Consider the following 25,179-nt stretch of genomic DNA (forward strand, 5'->3'; position numbering starts at 1 on the left):
CGGCAGCAGGATCCTTCTTTTGTTTATACAGAGCAGATTTGTATAGGGAAAAAGAAGGATTTATTCAGGATGTGGCGAATTATTCCAACGTGACGAACTAGCGCGATTCTTAGAACATTATGTCGAAAATTAATAGGGCGTTGATTATGCCGGACAATGGGATAAGCTACAACATAGGAGGCATTTTGCAATGTCGTTTAGAAATAAAATTATAGCTTTGTTTACAGCGGCCGTTGCGCTGCTGATTGCCATGAACAATATCCTGCTTCACAGGCTTGCAGCATTAGCCGATGATGCGGGATTTTCCCCTTATTTGCTATCTGTGGCCATTGTATTCCCTACCGTGATTATTGGCTATTTTATGGCTGAATATTTAGTGCGGCCCATCCGTGGGATGCTTAAAAGGCTGCAGGGGGAAAAAATGGGCAGATCTGTTGACGAATTGGATGCCGTAGCAGAACATATCGATTTTATCCGTCAGCAGATGCATCAATACCAAGATGAACTGATGAACAAAAGTAAACAGATCGATTTTTATTCTCATCATGACTTTCTGACAGGACTTCCTAATCGGCTTCTTTTCAAAGAGCAGAGCAGGAATGCTCTGGAGCTATCCAGTGGACATGAGAAACCAACAGCAGCTGTTTTGTTTCTTGATTTGGATCGGTTTAAAATTATCAATGATATGTTCGGTCATACGAAAGGGGACGATCTGCTGCGGGCAGTAGCCAGAAGGCTGCTGCAGCATATCCGGCCTAATGATATCGTTTCACGGATTGAAGGCGATGAATTCGTACTGCTGCTGCCAGATTCAGATAGAGAAGAGACTATGATGACTGCACAGCTGCTGATCGATGAGCTTTCGAAGTCGTTTGTGCTTGAAGGCAATGAGTTTTACGTTACACCGAGCATGGGAATCAGCATGTTTCCCGATGATGGTGAAGATGTGGAAACATTGGTGAAGCATGCCGACACAGCTATGTACCTTGCCAAGGAGCAGGGACGCAATCATTACAGGTTCTATACATCGGATATGAATGAGCGGATGACCAAGCAGGTGGAACTGGAGAAGGGGCTTCGCAAAGCATTGGAGCGGCAGGAGCTATCAGTTCATTATCAACCACAGGTCGATCTAGATTCCGGCAGGATTACAGGCATGGAGGCGTTGCTTCGTTGGTCTCACCCCGAGCTGGGTAATGTATCGCCAGCTGAATTTGTGCCGCTTGCTGAAGAAAATGGAATGATCGTACCGATCGGGGAATGGATTCTTCGGAAAGCTTGTTTACAGAATAAGGAATGGCTTGATGCTGGACTCTTGCCTATGAGGGTTGCAGTTAATTTGTCTGCCCGTCAGTTTCAGCAGCAAAATTTGGTTGAGGTTGTAACACGTATATTGGATGATACCGGTATGCCTGCGCAATATTTGGACCTTGAGATTACAGAAAGTGTGGCCATGTTTAATGAAGGCTTAGTTATTGCCAAGCTGCATGATTTGAAAAGCTTGGGGATTAAAATATCAATCGATGACTTCGGTACGGGATATTCCTCATTAAGCTACTTGAAAAAGTTTCCGATTGACTCTTTAAAGATTGATAAATCCTTCGTTGCCCACGTGATGCACGATCGTGACGATGCAGAAATCATTTCCATGATCATCTCCATGGCGCGGAATTTAAGATTCAGCGTCATTGCAGAGGGAGTTGAGAATGAGGAGCAGCTGCAGTTTTTAAGACAGCAGCAATGCACGGAGGGACAAGGATATTTGTTTAGTAAGCCGATGGATCCTATGGAATTGAAGCCACTATTAGTTAAAGCATAGATGAAGTATTCTGGAAGCACAACAAATGTCAACACACAGCTGAGAGCCCGCAGAGATATCCGACCTGCGGGCTTATTATGCATATAAACAGATGTAAGCTGAGGAATAGACCAAACAGGAGGCAGGGATACTTTGAAAAAACTGCATGCAAGTGGTATTACTGCAATTGTGGCGGCAGCAGCAGCATTTCTTGCGATTACCTATGCCAACCAGCCCGATTCAGGCCGAGAAATTAAGCCTGCCGCAGCTGTTATCATACCGTCTACGACGATAAAGACACAAGACGCTACTGCTGCTGATTCTCTAGCGCCCGCGGCAGGCCAGACGCTTAACAACCCAGCTCCCCAGGAGTTAGGGGCCCAACCAGCCGCTGGCGATCCTGTCTCTGCGAACGATACTGCGGTTAAAGTATCCATCTCTCGAGGATTGATTTACTTGGATCCCGGCCATCAGAGAAGGGGGGATTCGAAGCAGGAGCCCGTCTCCCCAGACTCCAATATAACCAAGGCAAGGGTTACAGGCGGAACAACAGGCGTTTCCACGGGTAAACCGGAATATGTTCTTAACCTAGAGGTTGCTTTGCTGTTGAAGGAAACACTCATAAAACGGGGATTCGAGGTACTATTGACCCGTGAGGAGCATGAAGTGAATCTCAGCAATGTTGAGCGGGCCGAAATGGCTAATGCTGCGAACGCACGGCTGGTTGTAAGGATTCATGCCGATGGTAATGACTCACCTAAGGCAAAGGGTTTTTCTGTGCTGTACCCAGACGCATCGGTTAGTGTAACTAGGAGTATTCAACCGGATAGCCGGCTTGCTGCTGAATCGATATTAGAAGCTTTAAAGACGGGTACGGGGGCTTCGTCAAGAGGACTGCAGCCGCGAAAAGATTTAACCGGATTTAATTGGTCAACGGTGCCTGTCGTACTGGTAGAGATGGGTTTTATGACAAATCCCTCGGAGGATGAAGACATGTCTGACCCTGCTTACCAGCTGCAGTTTGTGGAATCTATAGCCGCAGGGATCGATATTTACATGGTTCAAAAGGAGGACTAGCTCGAAGTGTTATGGATTAAGAGCAAGCTTAGCAGCTGGATACTCCTCTTCTTTCTCTTAATGATAGTGGCAGTGTTTACACTGCCTGAGATTCAGGGCAAACCAGAGGAATGGCTAAAAGGCGATTCCCCCAAAGCCTCTCAGGGAGTTATGGACCTAACGAAGTGGAATTTTAAAGACAATGGAAGCTTGTGGTTAAATGGGGAATGGGAGTTCTATTGGGCTCAGCTGTATACACCTGAAAGCTTTAAAGGTCTTGAAGCGCCGGAGATGGCAGTCGTTCCAGGCTCGTGGAATAGACAGCCTATTAATTCTAAGTCCTATTCGGGATCAGGCTTTGTGACATACCGATTGAAAGTGATACTTCCATTAAGTTCCAGCGGCCGCACCTATGCAATGAGCGTTCCATTCATCACTTCAGCATATAGTCTATGGATTAATGGTGAACTATTGGCGGAGTCGGGCAAGGTTGGAACTTCCTATGAGGAATCCCTTGCAACGTATTCTACTAAGACAGTGGGATTTCATCCAAATAATTCGGAAATTGAAATTTTGCTTCAGGTTTCAAATTTTCATCATATGAAAGGAGGGCTTCGCCAACCGTTTGAATTAGGCCTTTTTGATCAAATCATTCCTAAAAAAGAAATAAGTGTAGGCTTCGATATGCTGCTGTTCGGCAGCTTGATGATCATGGGACTCTACCATCTAGGACTGTTTTCCATTAGGCCAAATGACCGATCTACCTTATATTTTGGGTTATTTTGTGTTCTGATTGCGCTGAGGACAATTGTTATAGGGGAAATCACCCTTTTAAAGGTATTTCCTTCATTTCCTTGGGAGCTTGAATTGAAGCTTGAATACATTAGCGCCTATTTGGGATTAGTATTTTTCATTCTGTTTATTGGAGAATTATTTCCTAATGAAAGCAACCGTAAGATTCAACGAAGCTTTATTCTCATATCAAGCTGCTATACAGTGCTTACCCTTGTATTCCCTGCGATGGTTTATACAAGGTTCTTGATAAGCTTCCATATCATTCTCGGATTGGCTATTGTATTTGAGCTTTATGTGCTAATGAGGGCATGGTACCTTCAAAGGCAAGGCTGTACCATTATTTTAGTGGCTAGCTTTATTTTTGCGGTATCTATCATCAATGACATGATCTATGCGAACGAATGGGTTAGTACAACAGGGCGCGCATCTGGCTTCGGCTTATTGTTTTTTATTATTTGTCAGTCCGGTGTGCTGTCGATGAAGCTGTCGCGTGCCTTCTCCAATGAGGAGAAAATGTCGGCAATTCTGGCTCAGATGAACAGCAGTCTTAGTATTAAAATCAAAGACCGTACAGCTGACCTGGAGCTCGTCAACGATGAGCTTAGGGTAAAAAACAGCGAGATGTCTCGATTGGAAACATCTCGAAGTCATTTATTAAGTAATATCTCACATGACCTGGGGACACCGTTAACAACGATCCAGTGCTATATAGAGGCAATTCTGGATGGTATGGTGGATACGGAAGAACAGCGGAAGCAGTATGTTCAGCTCATTCATGGAAAAGTGCTTGGAATGGGCAGGTTGATTGAGGATCTATTTCAGTTGTCACAATTAGAGGCTAGGCAGGTTGCTTTTCAAAAGTTGAACTTATCTACGGAGATCTTAATGGAATCGCTGTTCTCTCGTTATAAGCTGGATGCAAGCAATGCAGGTATCAGCTACGAGTTAATTATTAACGGAAAAGCGGCTGAAAGCGGGAGTTTTTCCAAGGTTGAAGTAGATGTAGAACGGCTCCATCAGGTCTTTTCCAATCTCATTTATAATTCGATCAAATTTACGCAAGCAGGGGGTAAAATTAGAGTGGAGATGATCGATGATGGAGATTCGGAAATGTTATGCCGTATTTCGGACACAGGAGCGGGAATTACAGCGAATGATATGCCATTTATTTTTGACCGTTTTTACACTAGCAATAGATCGCGCAATTCGGTATCGGGGGGGAAAGGCTTGGGCCTTTCTATATCTAAGGAAATTATTGAATCCCACGGCGGTAAAATATGGGTAGAGCGTTCGGTATTAAATGTGGGCACCGAATTTTGCTTTACTGTTCCTATACAAACTTCTTGACCAGTTGCCGTCATTTGTCTATTCTTGAAATAATAGCACGAATTAGAACGAATCTAGATTAATAAGTAATGGTGGTGTTATATAAGTGGCTGGACAAACTATTTTGGTAGTAGAGGATGATCCGGAAATCCGCGATGTGATCCGATTATATTTGGAGAAGCATAAGTTTGCAGTTGCTTTGGCAGAACGGGGCGATGAGGCGCTTCAGATGGTTCGGACTGTGCAGCCCGACCTGATAATTCTAGATGTGCTGCTTCCCGGAAAAGATGGGTTTGAAGTGTGTAAGGAAATACGACAGGAAACATCTGTACCCGTTCTTTTTCTAAGCTGCAAGAAGGAGGAGCAGGATAAAATAACGGGTCTAACCCTTGGCGGGGACGATTACATAACAAAGCCGTTCAGCCCGAATGAATTAGTTGCTCGTGTTCAAGCGAATCTGCGACGGCCTTTTTTCTCTAATAATCAAGCAGCGCATCCAACCAAATTGGAGTTTGGAGCTCTGCATATTGATCTGCTAAGCAGAACAGTCAAAGTCAATGACGCAGAGATCGTATTGTCCAAAAAAGAGTTCGATTTGTTGAAGTTTTTGGCAGGCAGGCCGGGTCAAACGTTCAGTCATGAAGAGCTGTTCCGTGAAATTTGGGGACAAGAGAGCTTTAACGATACCCGCACTATTATTGTCCATGTCAGCAATTTGCGCAAAAAGATAGAGACAGACCCTTCCAACCCCCAGCATATTATCAATGTACACGGAGTGGGCTATAAGTTTCTTCTTTCATAAAAAGGGGATCATTCGTGTAGTGGTAATTAGCTGTATGTAAAATAGAAAGCCGTCTCTTACGTAGATTTATCTACGTAAGAGACGGCTTTTAGTTTGCTATAAGCTTCTTATTTAATGCTGATAGAACCGGACTCCGCTTGAACCTCGGCTTTTAATATTTTGGAGAAGAAGTCCAGAGGTACATACATCATTCCATCTTCCTTGATCACAGGAGCTTGACCTAATGGTAAAGGAGCCATTCTATTGATTATATACGAATCCTTTCCTGCCTGAAGACTCGTCCATTGAGCTCCTTTGTTGATTTCAACTAATTGCTTGTCCTCGTTCCATTTCACGTTATACCCTAAGCGCTCAGCAATGATCCGTAGAGGTACTAAGGATGTTCCATTGTCACTGATGTAGATAGAAGCCTCAACGGAAGATAGTTCCTCACCACCAACAGCTAGTCGGGAAGGAGCGGTTGATTCCTTAGGCAGAGCTATACGGAACTCAGGGATACCTGCTGAATAGGGAGCTATTTCGTAAGGGCTGAAGAGAATAACTGCATCTCCTTTTTCAATATAAAAAGATTGGGTATCCGAAATTCCTTTAAAGCTGTCTTTGAAATAATCATTCGGATGTTGGGCAATTTCCTGCCCGATCTGTTTATTAATGCCTTCTTTGTAGTTAGCTCCGAATAAATCCTTCAGTTCAACTCGTGAGGTCTCTGGTTCGTCCCTGACTGTGTAAGTATCAACCCGCTGTATTCCGTGTGCTCCACCTGTGTAAGTATCGGTTATTATTTTGACAGAGACCATATTACCGTTATCGGCTCCCCCATCAGCTTTAGCCTCGAACAAAATATTGAGCGAATAAGGTCTCATTGAGTAGCCGGATTCCTTTGCTGAAACTGCATCTGCTTGCGCTTGCTTCTTTAGATTATCCTGATCTTCCATAGCGTGCCGTTCAATAATGTCATTGAGCTGTGCTTGGTATTTAGTATCCTTAAGACCTTCGAAGACCGGGATATTCAAGTTTGAAGTGAAATAAGCAGATTCATCTTTTATTGTTTTCGTTGTTATTTTCACATTTTGCTGTCCTGTGCTTGTTTTATTGCTAAGTGAAATATGGAATTCAGGAGTTCCTGATGAACCAGGAGCGATTTGGTACTTTTGGAAAACGAAAACGGCAGCTCCCTTTTCAATATAAAAGGATTGCGTATCCGATATACCTTTGAAGCCTTCCTCACCTTGGAAAAAATTCTCAGGATGCTTGGCGATTTCCTGTTGAATTTGCGCATTTATATTATCTTTATAGCTATCACCGAACCATTCCTTCAGCTCGACCCGCTTAGCTTGTGCTTCGTCCAACACATTATAAGTATCAACCCGCGGCATACCGTTAGCTCCACCCGTGTATGTATAGGTTGTCATTTTGATCGAAATGATGTTAGCATTGGCCGTTCCTCCATCCGCTTTGACTTCGTATTGAATATTTAGCGTATGAGGTCTCATTTCGTAGCCTGATTCTTTCGCTTTTACCGCTGCATCGCTTGCTTGCTTCTTGATGTTTTCCAAATCTTTCATAGCATGTGAGGAGATGATGTCGTTAAGCTGGTTCTGGTATTGGGTATCTTTCATTCCTTCGATAACTGGAATCAAGATGTCCACCTGAACCTCCGCAGTTTGTTCTTTGATCGTTTTCCCCGTAATATTAACCCCTTGTTGTTGATTTAAAGATGCAGATATTGGGAAGGCTACGACTGTCGAAGTTGCTTCAGCTATTGGAAGACTGGCTGCATAAGATAACTGAGGGACTGAAGCTGCTATTAAGCAGTACCCTGATATACATACTGTGAGCATTTTGAATGATTTTTTCATGTGACAACCTCCTTAGTTGTGTTTATAGCTTCAGTATAGTTGATTATTTGACGGAGTTGGTTACAAAGATGTTACAGCTTAATCCATAGAATAGATTCATTTTTTTCATATTTTATAGATGTAAGAGATTATGCCTTAATACCTAAAAATCGTTGATATTACGGAATTTAAAATGCATTTGTGGCTCAGAAAATTATGAAAATTGCAATAACAATGATGTGTGGTTAGTTTAGTTGACTAAACCAAATGAATTGGCTATTATAAGACCTTGTGTTTGTAATTTTTTTTCATGATGGACCATGAAATTGTAAATTTTTTTCATGAAAGACATTTAAGGAATGAAAAGTAAGTACAGGGAATTCAGCTTAGGAGGAAATTAACATGCATTGGATTACAGAGTCCTTACCGATTATTTGGGTAGCTCTTGGTGTCGTATTACTTCTTTACTTGAACATGCGAGTGAAACTTAACAGTGTCCTTGCTCTTTTGATCGTAGCCGTATTAGTAGGTATTCTGAACGGACTGCCGTTGATGGATGTCGTAGCCTCTGTAAAAAAAGGTCTTGGCGGTACGCTTGGAAGCTTAGCGCTTATCATCGGTCTTGGTGCTGTATTAGGTAAATTGATGGTTGATTCAGGTGCAGCGCAGCGTGTTGCGACTTCACTATTAAACAAATTTGGTGTGAAATATGTTGAATGGGCCATCTTGATCGTCGGTGCTATCTTCGGTATATCAGTCTTTTATGAAGTAGCGTTTATCATATTAGCTCCCCTTGTTATTAGCATTGCAATCGAGGCGAAAATTCCATATTTACGTCTGGGTGTTACGATGGTTGCTTCCGCGACAATGGCTCATAGTATTTTCCCGCCGCAGCCTGGTCCAACTGCACTTGTTGAAGCCTATGGCGCAGATATGGGTATGGTCTATATCTTGGGGATAGTTGTTGTTATTCCTGCAGTAATATGCGCTGGTATTATTTTACCAAGGTTTCTGCGTAAATTAGACCGTCCTGTACCACCGCTTTTGAAAAAACCAAAGGAATTTACTAATGAAGAAATGCCAGGATTTGCGATCAGCTTAATCGTTCCATTGATTCCGGCTTTAATCATTACAGGTACCACCATTTTAGATCTTTTTATCGATAAAGGTACAAAGTTCTATGAAATCGTAAACTTTTTTGGTAGTGCTGAAATCAGTATGCTTCTTGCTGTGTTAGTAGCCATTTACGTCTTTGGTATTCGCGTAGGGCGGACCATGCCGGAAATTATGAAATCTTTCTCAGGTGCTATTGAAGGCATTGCTATGATCGTTTTCATCGTGGGTGCAGGTGGTGCGTTCAAACAGATCATTCTGGATAGCGGCATAGGTAACTACATTGCAGCCATGATGCAAAATACAAGCGTTTCTCCATTAATTATGGCATGGGTCATCACAGCTATGCTTCGTATCGCAACAGGTACAGGTGTTGTATCCGCCATTACAGCGGCTGGCATAGTGGGTCCCCTTATTACCACTTTCGATGTGAACCCTGTCTTAATGGTATTAGCAACAGCTGCTGGAAGTAACACCATTACACATGTAAACGATGCTTCCTTCTGGTTGTTCAAAGAGTACTTTAACCTATCTATTAAAGACACTTTCAAAACGTGGGGCCTTCTTTTATTCATTAACTCGATCGTTGGTCTAGGGGTTGTTTTGCTTCTTAGCCTGTTCATCTAATTAAATTGGTTTAGCACGAAAAAACACAAACAAGGTCTCTTGTTTGTGTTTTTTTGTGTTTGGTTATTTTGTGAAAAATTAAGCGATTGCCTAGCATCAAAAACCTGCAGCTATACAGCCTTTTGGCCGTTTTATCGGTAATCTTGGTGAATTCATGCAAATGTGCAGCTTTTTTTTCACTCTTAGCTGAAACCGGACCGCTTTTCATTAAATTGCTGTACTTTTGCAGTTCTTTCCTCTACAAGAAAATTTCAGTAGATAATAACTGCATGTTTGCAGGATTATGCAGGCTGATGATCGGGGGGAGGGTCTGGTACTGATTTGAGGTTGAATCAAATTTTTATGCAAAGAGTTGATAGGTATGGGAAATTTTCTTCCTAAGAGGTGCGAAGCTGCAAAGCTTATTGCATTTATGGAGCAGCAGGGACCGGTATTGAAGCTTGGCTCAGATGTGTACCATCTAAAATAAAAGAAAACGCAGCGCAAGGGACATGTACCTGTAGAGTTTACTCTTGATGATTAAAGTAAATTCATATTTGGCATATGCACTTTATTAGAAAATGAGAGGTTTGTTTACATCAGGGCAGACTTCGAACAAGATTATTTTGTTTTTGGTGAAGGTGTTTATTGGATTTTTTCTGAGGCTGTGTTTGATATAGAAGAATAACCCTGCTAAGTAGCCGAACAGGTTCTTTACCATGTTTATCGTTCCAGCATAATCCATACCCAGAACTTGGCGATTATGGAACTAGGGGAAATAACAGGATTCATGATAAATCATGTCGAAATAACAGTAACAGAGTTTTTACGAGAACATATATTCCATGCAGAGTGCTGTCCCACTGTTGATATTATAGAATCCAAGCTGCTTGGGCATAGAGCGGATAGCTTTTTTGAACACGCATGATAACCGAAAGGACGGATAAGTGAAATGAAACTATTCCATACAGCCGACTGGCATCTAGGGAAATTAGTACAAGGCGTTTATATGACGGAAGATCAACAATATGTGCTTGAGCAATGGATTAAAGACATAGAAACGGAAAGGCCGGATGCCGTCATCATTGCCGGTGATTTATATGATCGTGCGGTTCCACCGACAGAAGCTGTGCAATTGCTTGACAGCATGCTGGAAGCGATTGTTCTTCGATTAAAAATTCCTGTGCTGGCGATCGCGGGTAATCACGACAGCCCTAGCCGTTTAGATTTTGGCAGCCGCATTATGAAAGCATCAGGTTTCCATATTGCAGGCGAGCTTACATACCCGTTTGAACCAGTGGTTCTGCGGGACGAGCATGGCGAGGTTCATTTTCACCTGATTCCTTATGCGGAGCCGGGAAAAGTGCGCTACTTACTTGGTGATGACGAAATAAAAACCCATAATGACGCGATGGCAAAAATAACCGAAGCCATTAAAGCGACTATGGATCCGAATGCTCGCCATGTCCTTGTCGGACATGCCTTTGTTACGCCAGGCGGTGAAGCTGAGGCTAACACAAGCGATTCAGAACGGCCCTTATCCATCGGGGGGGCTGAGCACGTTAGTGCCAAGCATTTTGAAGGATTTACCTACACAGCTTTAGGACATCTGCATCAAGCCCACCATGTCGGAAACGAGACGGTTCGATATTCGGGTTCGCCTCTAAAGTATTCCATCTCGGAAGAACGTCATAACAAGGGATACCTTGTCGTCGAGCTTAACCAGCCTGGAAGTGTGACAGTTGAGAAAAGAGAGCTATCTCCGCTACGTGACATGCGTACTGTAGAAGGCCTAATGGCGGATATCGAGCAGCATGCGATTAATGAAGATTATGTATTTGTTAGGTTGCTGGATGAAGCGCCCGTATTGTCCCCCATGGAACGGGTTCGCTCTGTTTATCCGAATGCCATGCATGTTGAACGAAAGATGGCTATGGCTGGGCTGACCGGGGAAGCGTTAGCAGTTGAAGGACGAGCTATGATGGACGACCTTTCATTATTCAAAGCATTTTATAAGGAAGTAAGAGGAACTGAGCTAACCCCGGAAACGGAGAGGCTGTTTATCGAGACACTGCAGGAGATCCACAAGGAAGAGGGTGAGCGCCATGAGACCGTTAAAGCTTACGATGACGGCGTTCGGGCCGTATAAAGATAAAGAAATTGTTGATTTTTCAGAGCTTAAGGGGCATCGATTGTTTGTCGTTTCGGGAAATACAGGGGCCGGGAAAACCTCTATATTTGATGCCATATGCTTCGCTTTGTACGGAGAGGCGAGCGGGGAGGATCGGAATGATAGCCGAATGCTTCGCAGTCATTTCGCCGATGATCAAGTGTACACATCTGTTGATTTTGAATTTGAAATAAAAGGTCGGACATACCGTGTTTTTAGGCAGCTGGCGCATGTCAAAGCAGGCAACAAGGGTGCGACGGGAGACCGTCATGAGCTGTATGGAATAGCTGGTGGGCAAGAGGCTCCGCTAACTGACCGCTTTATCATATCGCAGGTGGATGAGAAGCTCCGCGAAATTATTGGGCTCACGAAGGATCAGTTCGGTCAGATCGTCATGCTGCCTCAGGGTGAATTCCGCAAGCTGCTGACCTCGGAGACCGAAAATAAAGAGGAGATTTTACGTCGTATATTTAAGACCGGATTATACAAAATTGTCGCCGACCATCTAAATGAGAAACGGAAGCAAATGCAACAGATCTGCGTGGAGCTGGCTGGCATTCGGGATTATCATATCAACAATGTGAAGGGTTCTTTGTCCGGGCGTGAAGGATCCGATCTGCTGCAAGTATTTCAACAGCAGCATTACAATACATATCAAGTTATGGAAGCATTGGATAAAGAGGTTGATTACTACGCGGAACAAATCAAGCAAAAAAAGCAGCAGCTGCAGCTAGAAATGGCTAAGTACCAAGAGAATACGACGATCTATCATCAAGCTCAAAACGTGAACGAGCAATTCGATCTCTTGGATCAAAAGGTAACGGCCAAACAACAGCTAATAGAGCAGGAACAGGAGTTTAAGCAGAAAACGGAGCAGCTATCTTTAGCTGAGCAAGCTGTTCATCTTCATGTGTATGAGCGGCAGAACGCAGAGATGATAGAGGAGCTTACCCGCAAAACCAAGCTTCTCGAAGATTCTCTGTTCGAATGCTTGCAAGCAGAGACAGCATTGCAAACAGCTGCGAAGAAATATGCACAGGAAGAGGGAAAAGCGGAAGAAAGAGAGCAATCCGTTCGTGAGCTCGATCGACTCCAAGGATTTTTGCCTACGGTTAAGGAGCTGAATGAAAAACAGCAGCTGGTGTTGACATTAGAAACAGATACAGTAGCTTTGTCGAAGCAATTGCGTACTGTAGAGGCGGAGCTTGAGGGTAAGCAATCCGAACGGTTGTTGACAGCAGCTCAAGTCAAGGAGTTGGAAGATAAGGTTATCCATTTGCCGAATAAAACGGAGCAGCTTAACCTTCTGAGACAACAAGCTACACAGATGCAAGAGTATATCAGCCTCGTACAAAAATCCAAAAAAGAACAAGAGGAAGAGAAACAGCACGAATGGGCATTCGAACGAACGGAGAGGTCGTATTCTGCGTTGGAGAACCGTTGGATTGGAGGCCAAGCAGGTTTGCTAGCTCGGCATCTGCATGATGGTGATTCCTGCCCTGTGTGTGGAAGTGAGGATCACCCTAAGAAAGCAGTTGTAACCGAAGACATCCCAACCAAAGAAGAGCTTGAACGGCTGCGGGGAGAAAAGACTGCGTTAGAAAAGAAATATCTTGAAGCGAAAGCGACACTCACAGCCACTGCACGGCAGATTCAGGAGAAGCAGCATCAAGTGCTCGAACAGGGATATAGCTTGGAAGGGATACATGAAGCTTATCTCGCGCTAGTGCAAGTAGGTAAGGCGTTAGCAGAAGAGGTAAAGAGTTTAAGGGTGGATAGCGAGAAGCTGATTCCGCTCAAACAGTCGCTCCAAACGTTGGACAGTAAGCTTGATGAAATCCGTAAGCATAAGGAAAGCTTGGCGAACCTTTTCAATGACAAGAAGACGATTTATGCCACAGAGAAGGCTCTGTACGATCAAGCATTATCGTCATTACCTGAGGAAGTGCGAAGTCTTGAGCAGCTTCAAGTGCGAATTGGAGAAGCGGAGCAACGCAAGATGCAGCTGGAGGCTGAATGGAAGAAGGCCCAGCTGCAATACCAAGAGGGGAACGAGCGGAATATCAAGGCAGTTGCTGGCCGTGATAATGCTGAGAGTCAGAAGAATGAGGCGACAGCCAATAAGGAAAAGGCCCTTCAAAGCTACATCGATGCGTTAAAGCAAGCTGGATTTAAGACGGAAGAAGTCTATAAAGCGGCCAAGATGACCGATACAGCTCAGGCGGAGCTGAAGAAGCAGATTGAGCAGTATAGTACATCCTTGGCAGCGGTAAGCAAACAAATAGAGGAGCTATCCGTTACTCTTGCAGGTAAAGCTCGTCAAGATCTTGCCGTGCTGAAACAGAGCTTACAAGAGCTGGAACAATACATAGAGTCGATTCGCAGCCATTACATACAAGCCGAAAACAGCTATGACAAGGGTGTGGACGGTAAAGCGAACATCGCCGAGGCCGAGAATAATTGGCAGCAGGCCGAACGTGAGTACCAGCTAGTGAAGGATTTATACGACGTTGTTCGAGGAGAGAATGGCAAGAAAACCTCCTTTGAGAGGTACTTGCAAATCGAGTTTCTGGAAAAGATTATTTACACCGCTAATCAACGTTTGCTGCGGATGTCAGACGGACAGTACTACCTGGTTCGTAGTGACCGTTTGGAGAAGCGCGGCAAGCAGAGTGGTCTTGGATTTGATGTCTTTGATAATTATACAGGCCAGCTGCGGGACGTGAAGACGTTATCCGGAGGAGAAAAGTTCAACGCTTCACTCTGTTTAGCGCTCGGGATGGCGGATGTTATCCAATCTTATGAAGGTGGAATCTCGATAGAAACGATGTTTATCGATGAAGGCTTCGGCTCTTTGGATGAAGAATCCTTGAACAAGGCGATTGATACTCTAATCGAATTACAGCAGTCTGGTCGAATGATTGGCGTCATTTCACATGTTCAGGAGCTGAAGCAAGCCATACCCGCCATTTTGGAAGTTAAGAAAACAAGAGAAGGGTACAGCTACACGAACTTTTGCGTAAGCTAACTCATGAAATCCTGTCCTAAATCGGTGCTCTCCGCATAAATATGTAATAAAAAGGAGAGTGAACATGGTGGACAAGAAAGTGAAACGTTACTATCAGCTGAAGCAAAAGCATAAAGAGATAGAGCAAGAATTGACAGAGCTCCGCAACGACATTACGACCTACTGTACAGAGCAGGGTGTTTCCGAGCTGGAGGTTGGCGGTCACAGAGTGAAGATTGTTTTCCAGGAGCGCAAGGAATACGATGATAGCAAGTTGTACGAAGCGCTGCCTGACTCCGAAGTGTGGCGTATGCTCTCCAAATCAGATTCTTCCAAGATCACGAGCTTGATTAAGCTTAATGTGATCTCAGAGGAAAAGATAAAGGATACCTTTACGGTAAAGACGGTAATGCTGCTTCATGTGGATAAAAAGTAGAAGTAAAGTAAAAGTGGAAGGAAAGAACCCGAACAAAAGCATTATGCTTTCGTTCGGGTTCTTTTTACTTGTCGAGATGAACGCGGTAGGCAAAAGGAGGATTTACATGGAATGTTTTTGATTACAAAAATTTCCTGTTATGCTTCTTCCCATCATAGGAGAAAAGCACCTGCTTTGATTCAAGAACCGTTTCCAAATGAACGGTCCTGCCCCACAGCTGTTGAATGTATGGTATGGTTCGTTCAACATATTTTAAATCCAGCTCAACCCCCTCGTAGGCATGCTTTAAGTAGAGTTCGCCGTTTTTATCGTAGTTGCCATTCTCAACAACAATGTAGGGAAACCCGCCATTGACACGGGAATAAACGAGCTGGTCGCGGATAGATTCCCAGGATTTATCCGTGATTTTCCATTCGGGTCCTTTCTTCTCAAATACATATAAGTCCAGTTCATCCACAAGCTTCTTCGTCATATAATTGCGAACAAAGGAGATGTCAGAGTCATACTCGCGTACGTCAAACATTTTTTGCCGGCCTTCCCCGCCTTTGCAGCCCAATCGTTCTCGATCTTCAGCTGATGGATTCTCCCACCGTTTCTCGATGTCTTCAAAAATTTTCAAGCCTAAATAATACGGATTTAAGCTATGACGCGAAGGTACGACTACGGACGAATTGAGCTTTGCATATTCGATGGTTTCTTCTACGGTAAGATCCAGCTCGCGCAAGATGCGCTGATGCCAGTACGAAGCCCAGCCTTCGTTCATGATTTTGGTCTCCAGCTGCGGCCAGAAATACAGCATTTCATCGCGCAGCATAGTCATGATGTCACGCTGCCAATCCGTCAAGTAAGGTGCGTGCTCCTCAATGAACAGCACCAGATCTTTATCCGGAGAAGATGGAAACTTAGTTGGTTCCTGCTTGCGCGGCGCGTCTATCTCGGTTGGTGTGTCCAAATCCCATAAATCCTCATAACCCAGCTTGCGTTCCTTTGTTTCTGTCTTGCGCGATTTTTCCATATTCCTTCCATATCTTCCGGCATCATAAGGCTTCGAGATCAAAGGGTCAACATGCTCTTGGATGGCAAGCACCGCATCGATGAAATGTTCAACCTCTTCTGTACCGTATAGAATTTCATATTGGCGGATACGCTCAGCTGTGGCTGACATGCTTTCGACCATGTTGCGGTTTGTTTTGGAAAAACGAGCGTTGTTTTTGAAAAAATCACAATGCGCCAATACATGCGCCACAATTAATTTGTTCTGGATTAATGAGTTTCCGTCCAACAGAAAGGCGTAGCAGGGGTCTGAATTGATGACCAGCTCATAAATTTTGCTAAGACCGAAATCGTACTGCATTTTCATTTTGTTGAAGGTTTTTCCAAAGCTCCAATGGCTGAACCGAGTTGGCATACCGTATGCGCCGAACGTATAGATGATGTCTGCCGGACAAATTTCATATCGCATTGGAAAATAATCTAGGCCGAACCCGTCTGCAACCTCGGTAATTTCCGCTATGGCGTACTCCAGTTTTTTGATATCGTCGGTATTCATCGTGCGATTCCCCTTTCCGATCTTGGGAAGAAGGTTTTTAAGGCTTTATAAACCTCGCCTTTCTCACGAATTACATAATGTACAAACTTAGGATCATGAAGATTGCGGTAAGCCGACATCAGTGTACTGCTGCGGTTGTATTGATTCACTTCTCCATAGCCGAATAAGTTGCAACGCTTAATCAACTCGTTGATGAGCTTAACGCAGCGTTCGTTGTCCGAAGTCAAATTATCACCGTCGGAGAAATGAAAAGGATAAATGTTATATTTAGCCGGAGAATAACGCCGGTCAATTAGCTCTAAGGCAAGTTGATAAGCTGAGGAACAAATCGTGCCACCGCTCTCGCCCTTAGTGAAAAATTCCTCTTCGGTAACCTCCTTAGCCTCCGTGTGGTGAGCAATAAAGATAATCTCAACATGCTCATATTTGGTACGTAAGAAGCGAGTCATCCAGAAAAAGAAGCTGCGTGCTATATATTTTTCGAAGGAGCCCATGGAGCCAGAGGTATCCATCATAGCTATGATAAGAGCATTGGATTGTGGGGTAATCACTTCATCCCATGTTTTGAAACGAAGGTCATCAGGGTTGATGCCATGAATGCCAGGATCACCCGCTGTTGCGTTGCGGCGCAAATTTTCCAAGATAGTCCGTTTTTTGTCAATGTTAGACATGATGCCTTTTTTACGGATATCGTTAAAAATGACGTCTTTGGTGGTCAGAATATCCTTTTCCTTCTGCTGCAGATTAGGAAGCTCCAGCTCTTCAAACAGCATCGCTTGCAGCTCTTCCATCTGCACCTCTGCATCATAATAATCATCGCCAGGCTGGTCGCCCGCACCTTCTCCTTTACCCGGTCCTTTCGCAGGAGTCGGGTCCACCCCCAGTACATCGCCTACTTGACTATCTCCATCGCCCTGGCCAACATGCTTGCTCTTATTGAAATTATAGCGGAGCCGATATTCATCCAGACTACGGATAGGTACCTTGATGATTTGCTTGCCGTCTGACATGATAATGCTTTCATCGGTAACCATGTCCGGCAGGTTTTGTTTGATGGCTTCACGAACTTTTTCCTGATGTCGGTTTTGATCCTGATAGCCTTTGCGGTGAAGTGACCAATCCTCTCGGGATACGATAAACAATGGTTCTGTCATGCGGGACACCTCCTGAGGGCTTTCTTTTCATAGGTAAGCTGGCTTCGTAAGCATTGAAAGCAAATCTGCATAGTAAAAAGCGTACAAGATGGGTTTGCTTAATTTTTTACACTGAAAATACATATTACATGGGTTGCTGTTCTCGAAAGATGGGGTAACAAACAGTAGAAAAAAGTGCTTGTTACTAAATATATTCAAGTCCCGAGGGGTTATGTGAGTAGGACAGGTGCCTATTTTCTGATATTCTGCTTTCCTTGGCGATTATTTTGTCTGGTTGTGGAGGGGGTCGAGCTAAGCAGGAGCCAGCTGCAACTCAGGGGGATAAGGCTTCATCAGGCTCACAGTCTTCCGCAGAAGCAACCAAGACTGGCGGAGTCGGGAATGTGGAGAAGGAATATACGGTAAAGCATGCGATGGGCACCACAACAATTAAAGGAACTCCGAAACGAGCAGTGGTTCTGACTAATGAAGAAGCGTCCAGCTGTACAGGATCAGAGCAAGTTTTCCGATGATGTGGCTAAGGAGAGAATTGGACATTTTTTTGTATCTTTTGGAAAAAACTAACGTTAATGTGATAAGCCATACAGATTTAATGTGGCAACCTGCGATATAGTAAGGCGAAAGACTAATTTGAGTTGAGCAAGTGTCAGTAGGCATTTGCTGGAAGACTGCGGCTAAGGCCGTGCTGTCAGTTTTAAAGAAAAGCAATGGCCAAAACCGACTCTTATACTCTCCCTACATTGAGCCGAACCTCTTATGACGTTTCGGTTATTTATTTTCTCCATGTTCGGAATAGAGGAAATCATAAGACATCAGTGCTCTATCTGTAGATTTTTGTAAGATCCTGTACTTATCCGTTATAATGAAATAAACAGGAAAAATTTATCGATTAGGAGTAAATGGATGATACCTTCAGTAGAACAATGGAAAGACCTATATGCTGCTGCTGCAGAGTTTAAACAAGTCCGTTGTTGGGAATGGCTCTCGAACGGACATATATTCGGTGTAGAAAATCCGGCCAATGGGGAAATTGGGTATTGTTGTGTGATGGGCAATGGCGGTGAGTTGTATGGTTTGGCTGTTTATTTGGGAACGGCTGGATTGGAAACCTTCGTTGGAATGCTAACAGGGGAGTTGGATGAAGATCCGCTTTACACTCAGCATTGTTTGATGCTTTCCTTTGACGACCGCAATGAACTGCAATCACAAGAATTGAAGCAAATCAAGGAGCTGGGTTTGTCGTTCCGTGGGGCTAAGTCTTGGCCAACCTTCAGAGAGTATAAACCTGGATTTGTGCCTTGGCCTATTGAGAATCAAGAACAAGTTGCTTTCTTAACCTTAGCTTTGCAACAGGCACTCGAAGTCGCTAATGAATACAAATCCAATCCTGATGCTCTTATAGAAGCAGAGGATGAAACCTTTCTTACGAGAGTTGCAGTAAACTCGGACAATGGTCTGGTATGGTCCAGTGAATGGATTCTACCTAGAGATATTGAGGATATCCCTATCCCAGCGGCAGACCCTGTAGATGAGCTTCGAATAGCCAAAATCAAAAAGAATATTCAAGGCTCCGCTGGAGTATGGGAGATGGATTGCTTCTTTGCGCCAACGCCTGTTAAAGACGGGGATAGACCCTATTATCCAATGATGTATATGATCGTCGATCAAGAGACAGGGCAAATCTTAAACATAGATTTACAGGAACAATCTTTAATGCCTAATGCCGCAGTTGCTAGTTTTTTGAAGCTTGTTGAACAGAAGGGGATGCTTCCTACGGAAATCTGGGCTGTCAATGAACAGGTGTTTATGTATTTGTCCCAGCTGCTTAAAATTTTCAATCTGCAAGTGTACTTGACGCTGGAGCTGCCTGCAATTGAAGAGGCCAAAGAAGGCATGAGAGAGTTTTTTCAAAGTGGGATTAGATAGAAGCTTCCTGAAAAAAATGCACAATACAAAGTTTAAGAGCCGGGCATTATGCTTAGGCTTTTTTCTTTTGAATAAGAGCGGACTTATTGTTTATCTGGTAATAGATTGCTTTTAGCACACTCAGGTTAAAAAAAGCATATTCAAAAATAAAGCCCGAAACTAACAATATTTAGTAACTGGTTAAAATATGGCGATGATAATTTGCAGCTTTCCTTATATGATGAGATGGATGTAATTATGCTCGATAAGAGGAAGCGCTTATTTTTCAAGGAGGTGTAAGGTAGGCGTAGGTGAAACATATTTATTAGTACATATTATTTACGAATGAAGTTTTTACATGGTTATTTATGAACAAAAGAAAGCGTTTACTTATTAATCAACTATGAACTTGAGAGGTGTATTTTATTGAAGCTAGGAAATTATAAACGATTACTTTCTTTGATTATGTGTTTGAGTTTGATTGTGTCGATGATACCGGTTACTGCTTCGGCTGCGGTAGATTTCATTAATATTTCAAGCGATTGGGAAGGCAGCGTCTTTGGTGATGTAGGAGGACAGGATAAGATAACATCTACAAATTTCGGAATTAATGAAAATGCAAATGGATCCGTTACACTAAAAAGCTTGAATGACAGAGGAAAAATTGTGTCCTCTGCTAGTGCAGCAGAAGGGATTGCTTATTATTTTAAAAAGGTCCCCGCTAATGCCAATTATGAACTATCTGCGAAGGCTACTGTCGATAAATGGACGGCTAATAGTCAGGTAGCTTTCGGGATAATGCTGAGAAGTAATGTACTCGATAACACGCATCAGACGTCCTATACAGGTGATTACGTCTCATTAGGCGCATTTGAGCAGAAGATGAAATCCTTATATAAACAAGGCGCAGGTGCTCCTGCTAAATTAGAGTTTGATAATGCGGTCTTACCTGGAGGCGGTAATGTTTATGATTTGAGTATTAAAAAGTCGGGTAATACTTACTTGTTAAAGATCGGAAATGAAACAAAGGTGATTGAGAATTTTACTAACGATTTAACTTATGCAGGTCTTTTTACTTCAAGAAATACTACAGTGACCTACAGTGATATTAGTTTAAAGATGGATACTAGAACACCTAAGGAGTTAAAGCTGGATACATCTTTAATGAAAACGGAGTATTTCGTGAGTGACAGCTTGGATCTTTCAGGTCTTAGAGTGACAGCTGTTTATACAGATGGACATGAAGATGAGCTTACATCAAAGGATTATGTTGTTTCAGGTTTTAATAACAGCGTACCGGGAACCAACCCAATAACAATCAATTTTAACGGTAAAACGGCAACAATTAACTTGATCGTAAAACCGTTGGTTGTAACGGCGCTGGGTATCAAGTACCTCCCTGCTAAGATGACGTACAATCTCGGGGAACCGTTTATTTCGCAAGGGTTGACCGTAATTGGCGGTTACAACGGAGCTTCCCCTACTGGAGAACTTACCGGCAGTCAGTACACACTTTCTCTGCCTGGGTCTAGCGTAACTGAGTCGACATATTACTTCACTTCCCCAGGTATTAAGACTGTGAAAGTAACTTCTACTGTCACTCCCGCCACTAATACGAGTTTTGACATAGAGGTTATGAATGTACAGCTTACCGGAATTGAGGTTAGACAGCAACCGAAGAGGACACAGTATTTTGTCGGCGACCAATTCGTGCCAGACGGAATGAGTGTTTATGCAAAATATAGCGATGGTTCCGAAGCGAGGCTTATGAGAGATACTGAATATACTATTGAGGCTCTTAATTCTTCGACAGTAGGGACAAAGCAAATTAAAGTTACACATATTACAGATAAGACCAAGACAGCTATTGTAGATGTTAATGTGAAGCAACCTGCAGCTACTGGTATACAGGTTACGAAATATCCTAAGACCACCTATCAGGTGGATCAAGCTTTTGATTCAACTGGGCTAGATGTATCTACTCTTTATGATAAGACTGTCTTTGACAGCACCTATAAAACGGTATTGCCATCGGATCAATACACAATTAATCCTGCTGCATTCGACAGTAAAAAGACAGGAACTTACCCTATTGTAATCACTCCCGTCAACAAATCGATCGCACCAATCACGATTAAAGCAACAGTAAGGGAAGCTGTTGAGCAGCAATGGAAATCGATCCGATTCGGTCAATCTACATCGGATGCGAACAATAAAGTAGTGGTTAAAGAAGATGGAACTGTTCAACTTATCGCTTTAGAAGGTGGAGGTAAAGTGACAGGGGATCATGACGGTATCTCCTATTATTATACCGAGCTTGATGCGAACCAAGATAACTTTGAGTTATCAGCGGACATTAAAGTTATTGAATATGCCAAAACACCATATGATGGACAAGAATCATTCGGTATTATGGCGAGAGACGCTATTGGAACCGCTGGCGATTCCAGTGTATTTACATCAAACATTGCGGCCGTTGGCGGATATAGCGGTGGAACGACAAAAGCGAATGGAACGCAGCTATTTATCCGAACAGGTACGGGTAGTGTATTAAATACAATGCTAATCAATGAAAGACCAGCAATAACCAATACGTATCCGGCAAAAAGCTACAAGCTTACTTTGGTCAAAACGAACAGCGGCTTTACAGCTAGAGTAAATGACAACAGTAAGTTGAATGACGGTACAGAGCCATTTTATTTTGAGCCGGACATTCTAAAAGTACAAAACTCCAAAATGTATGTAGGCTTCTTTGCCGCTCGTCTTGCGACAATCGAGGTTAGTCATATTGATTTGAAAGTATCTGCTGCACAAACAGATGCACCGAAGATGGAAGCACCTCCAGCAAAAGTTACACCTGATTTTAATTTCGTTTCCTTGAACCAGGTTTCCAAAGAGGCGTATACTTTAGGGGTCAAATCCAACGTTAAAGGTTCATTTACGATCAAAAAGGGAGAAAAAGTAATTGCTAAGGATACAGTTGTTCAAGCGGGTGGAACCTTATCGCATAACACTACGGTTACAGCAAATACGTATACTAACTTTAGCGCAAGCTTTGTACCAGATGATACGCAGAACTTGGCATCCGCCAGCAAGCTAGTCAAAAATTTGACTGTGGATATGAAATCGTTCGTGGATAATGGGGACATTTATGTATCCCCGACAGGTACCAGCAAGGGGAACGGAACCATTAATAGCCCGCTTGATTTGGATACCGCTGTCTCTTATGTAAGAGAAGGACAGAAGGTTGTTTTGCTTGACGGTAAATATGTACGTTCCAGCAAAATTGATATCAAGAAGGGGAACGACGGGACGGCAACAGCCAAGAAATATCTTATAGCTGCTCCTGGAGCCAAGCCGATTATTGATTTTGACAAATATTCGGAAGGTGTAGTACTCAGCGGTAACTACTGGCATGTAAAAGGCATAGACTTTACACGCACAGCCGGCAACACAAAAGGCTTTACCGTAGGTGGCAGCTACAATATTGTAGAAGGCAGCCGCTTCTATGGAAACGGTGATACTGGATTGCAGATTAGCCGTACGGATGATTCCGAAGACAAAGCGCTTTGGCCGTCTTACAACTTGATTCTGAATTGCGAATCATTTGATAACCGTGACCCTGCTGACAATAACGCAGACGGTTTTGCTGCCAAGCTTACTTCAGGCGTAGGCAACATCTTCAGAGGTGACATCGCTCACAACAACATTGATGATGGTTGGGATCTATACACCAAGGTAGGCACTGGAGCTATCGGTGCTGTTATTATTGAAAATAGTATCGCCTATAACAATGGTACTTTGACCGATGGTACAGTAGGTGCAGGGGACAAGAACGGATTTAAACTTGGGGGTGAAGGAATTCACGTGCCTCATATTATCCGCAACAGTATTGCTTTTGGTAATGGTGCTTACGGATTTGCAAGCAATAGTAACCCGGGCGTTAGAGCTGAAAGTACTAATATTGCGTTTAATAATGCAAAAGGGAACTTGAACTTTACCTCTTATACAGGTATACCTACTGATTTTAAAATTAATGGGTTTGTCTCCTACCAAAAAAGCTATACGGCTAAGGATAATTATCCAGCAGAATTAAACGATAATAGTAACTTTATGTTTAACGGTACCAATTCTGTAAATAAGCAAGGCTTAACTCTTGTGGATGGACATTTTGCAAGCTTACAGCCTGTACTGCCTTATCTGAGAGATGCTGAGGGTGCTATCATCCTAGGTGATTTCCTTAAATTCACAGCACCTGTATTAAGACAAGACAACAAACATTCGCCGGGTGGCGGTGGAGGAACAGGTCCGACCGTAGATACTGCGCCACAATCTAGTGGTAACGGGTCACTGCTTAGTCCTGAACCACAGAAAGTAACAGTAGATGGGAAATCAGCCGCGTTGGTTGCAATTGACGCAGCGGCGCTGACTAAAGCGATTGAATTGCTTACAGCGAGTTCGAATACGATTACCATCGAAGTGAAAGGCTCCGAACCCGTATCGATCGTTCAGGTTTCAGCCACATCATTGACTGAAGCGGCATCGAAATCTCCAAATGCCATTTTATCGATCAAAGCTAACGGAACCACATACGATTTACCTGTTAAAGCGATTGATGTAACCGCATTGGCTAAGTCGCTTGGCGTAGAAGCCAAGGATGTGAAGCTAAGCATAACGTTAGAAAAGGTTAGCGGAGCTATTGCTAAGTCTATTGATGCCAATGCTAACAAAAATGGGGTTACTCAGTTGGTTAATGCTGTAGATTTCATCATTACAGCAGAAGCGAACGGTAAGAAAATAACAGTTAATGACTTTGGTAAAACGTATGTATCCAGATCTTTCGAGATTTCGGGCTCAGTTGATACCAAGAAAGCAACAGGGGTTTTATATAACCCTACCACGGGCACCATGACGTTTGTTCCGACTAAGTTCAGCACTAATGGTACTTCAATAAGGGTAACAATTTTAAGACCGGGTAACAGCATCTATACGGTTGTTCAAGCGAATAAAACATTTGCTGATCTTAATGAGCACTGGGCAAAAGCAGACGTTGAGCTGCTTGCATCCAAGCTGCTTGTTAATGGTTCGACCGATACGAGCTTTGCACCACAAAATCAAATCACGCGTGCTGAGTTTGCATCGCTGCTTGTACGCGCAACAGGTCTTACAGAAGAAGTAACGACGAAGTTCTCCGATGTATCAGCATCTGATTGGTATGCAGGAGCGGTTGGAGCAGCAGCGAAAGCAGGTCTAGTAGACGGCTTCGAGAATGGCACATTCCAACCGGGCGCAACAATCACTCGTGAGCAAATCGCGGTTATGATTGCGCGTGCGATTGAGCTTGCAGGCAAGAAAAGCGATACCGATGCCAAAAAGCTTGCAGCCTTTGATGACAGCTCCAAGATCTCCGACTGGGCGAAGAATGCTGTAGCTGGTGCGGTTAATGCTGGTATTGTCAATGGCGTAACAGACAAAACGTACGCACCTAAAGATCAAGCAACTCGCGCGGAAGCTGCGGTTATGCTTAAACGCTTGCTGCAATTTGTAGAGTTCATTAACTAATAGTATAAAGTATTTTCATTCTTTTTTGTGGCAATAGGAAAAGGGTCGATCTAACAGTCATT

Annotated in this window: 14 protein-coding genes; 11 read left to right on the forward strand and 3 right to left on the reverse strand. The window is 43.4% G+C overall.

Going from position 1 to position 25,179, the window contains the following annotated elements:
- The first annotated feature begins 190 nt into the window (after positions 1-190).
- From GC093_RS02980 to GC093_RS02995, 4 genes are all read left to right on the forward strand, one after another.
- On the forward strand, positions 191-1,819 hold the full coding sequence (locus GC093_RS02980; protein ID WP_171650374.1) for a putative bifunctional diguanylate cyclase/phosphodiesterase: 1,629 nt from the start codon (positions 191-193) through the stop codon (positions 1,817-1,819).
- Positions 1,820-1,951: 132 nt separating this feature from the next.
- Positions 1,952-2,875, forward strand: a complete 924-nt coding sequence (locus GC093_RS02985; RefSeq protein ID WP_171650375.1) for an N-acetylmuramoyl-L-alanine amidase — start codon at positions 1,952-1,954, stop codon at positions 2,873-2,875.
- Between the two features lie 6 nt (positions 2,876-2,881).
- Positions 2,882-4,996, forward strand: coding sequence for an ATP-binding protein (locus tag GC093_RS02990; RefSeq protein WP_171650376.1), 2,115 nt, complete (start codon positions 2,882-2,884; stop codon positions 4,994-4,996).
- Positions 4,997-5,081: 85 nt separating this feature from the next.
- The gene (locus GC093_RS02995) at positions 5,082-5,777 is read left to right on the forward strand and encodes a response regulator transcription factor (protein WP_171650377.1); all 696 of its coding nucleotides are present in this window, start codon (positions 5,082-5,084) and stop codon (positions 5,775-5,777) included.
- Positions 5,778-5,884: 107 nt separating this feature from the next.
- Here GC093_RS02995 and GC093_RS03000 read toward each other — a convergent pair whose 3' ends face one another.
- Positions 5,885-7,636: a PdaC/SigV domain-containing protein gene (locus tag GC093_RS03000; protein ID WP_171650378.1), complete on the reverse strand. Its 1,752-nt coding sequence runs from the start codon at positions 7,634-7,636 to the stop codon at positions 5,885-5,887.
- A 381-nt stretch (positions 7,637-8,017) separates the two neighbouring features.
- On the opposite strand from GC093_RS03000, the gene GC093_RS03005 reads away from it, so the two are divergent.
- From GC093_RS03005 to GC093_RS03020, 4 genes are all read left to right on the forward strand, one after another.
- Positions 8,018-9,355, forward strand: coding sequence for a gluconate:H+ symporter (locus tag GC093_RS03005; RefSeq protein WP_171650379.1), 1,338 nt, complete (start codon positions 8,018-8,020; stop codon positions 9,353-9,355).
- 931 nt (positions 9,356-10,286) lie between these two features.
- Entirely contained in the window at positions 10,287-11,483 is a 1,197-nt protein-coding gene (locus GC093_RS03010) for an exonuclease SbcCD subunit D (protein WP_171650380.1), read from the forward strand.
- Positions 11,440-14,532: an AAA family ATPase gene (locus tag GC093_RS03015; protein WP_171650381.1), complete on the forward strand. Its 3,093-nt coding sequence runs from the start codon at positions 11,440-11,442 to the stop codon at positions 14,530-14,532. The genes GC093_RS03010 and GC093_RS03015 overlap by 44 nt, the downstream gene beginning before the upstream one ends.
- 64 nt (positions 14,533-14,596) lie before the next feature.
- Positions 14,597-14,947 (forward strand): hypothetical protein, encoded by a 351-nt coding sequence (locus tag GC093_RS03020; protein ID WP_171650382.1) that lies wholly within the window; start codon positions 14,597-14,599, stop codon positions 14,945-14,947.
- Positions 14,948-15,068: 121 nt separating this feature from the next.
- Here the strand turns inward: GC093_RS03020 and GC093_RS03025 are convergent, their stop codons facing one another.
- Positions 15,069-16,496, reverse strand: a complete 1,428-nt coding sequence (locus GC093_RS03025) for a SpoVR family protein (RefSeq protein WP_171650383.1) — start codon at positions 16,494-16,496, stop codon at positions 15,069-15,071.
- Positions 16,493-17,650 carry a sporulation protein YhbH gene (yhbH, locus tag GC093_RS03030; protein ID WP_171650384.1) on the reverse strand — a complete coding sequence of 386 codons (1,158 nt, stop codon included), beginning with the start codon at positions 17,648-17,650 and terminating at the stop codon, positions 16,493-16,495. The genes GC093_RS03025 and yhbH overlap by 4 nt, the downstream gene beginning before the upstream one ends.
- A 254-nt stretch (positions 17,651-17,904) precedes the next feature.
- Here yhbH and GC093_RS03035 point away from each other — a divergent pair, with 254 nt between their 5' ends.
- From GC093_RS03035 to GC093_RS03045, 3 genes are all read left to right on the forward strand, one after another.
- On the forward strand, positions 17,905-18,162 hold the full coding sequence (locus GC093_RS03035) for a hypothetical protein (protein WP_171650318.1): 258 nt from the start codon (positions 17,905-17,907) through the stop codon (positions 18,160-18,162).
- A gap of 391 nt (positions 18,163-18,553) precedes the next feature.
- Positions 18,554-19,576, forward strand: coding sequence for a DUF7309 domain-containing protein (locus GC093_RS03040; protein WP_171650385.1), 1,023 nt, complete (start codon positions 18,554-18,556; stop codon positions 19,574-19,576).
- A gap of 405 nt (positions 19,577-19,981) precedes the next feature.
- Complete coding sequence (locus GC093_RS03045; protein ID WP_216624473.1) at positions 19,982-25,117, forward strand: right-handed parallel beta-helix repeat-containing protein; 5,136 nt, start codon at positions 19,982-19,984, stop codon at positions 25,115-25,117.
- Positions 25,118-25,179: the final 62 nt, after the last annotated feature.

Origin of the sequence: Paenibacillus foliorum, from assembly GCF_013141765.1 — a bacterium.
Classification (GTDB): domain Bacteria; phylum Bacillota; class Bacilli; order Paenibacillales; family NBRC-103111; genus Paenibacillus_S; species Paenibacillus_S foliorum.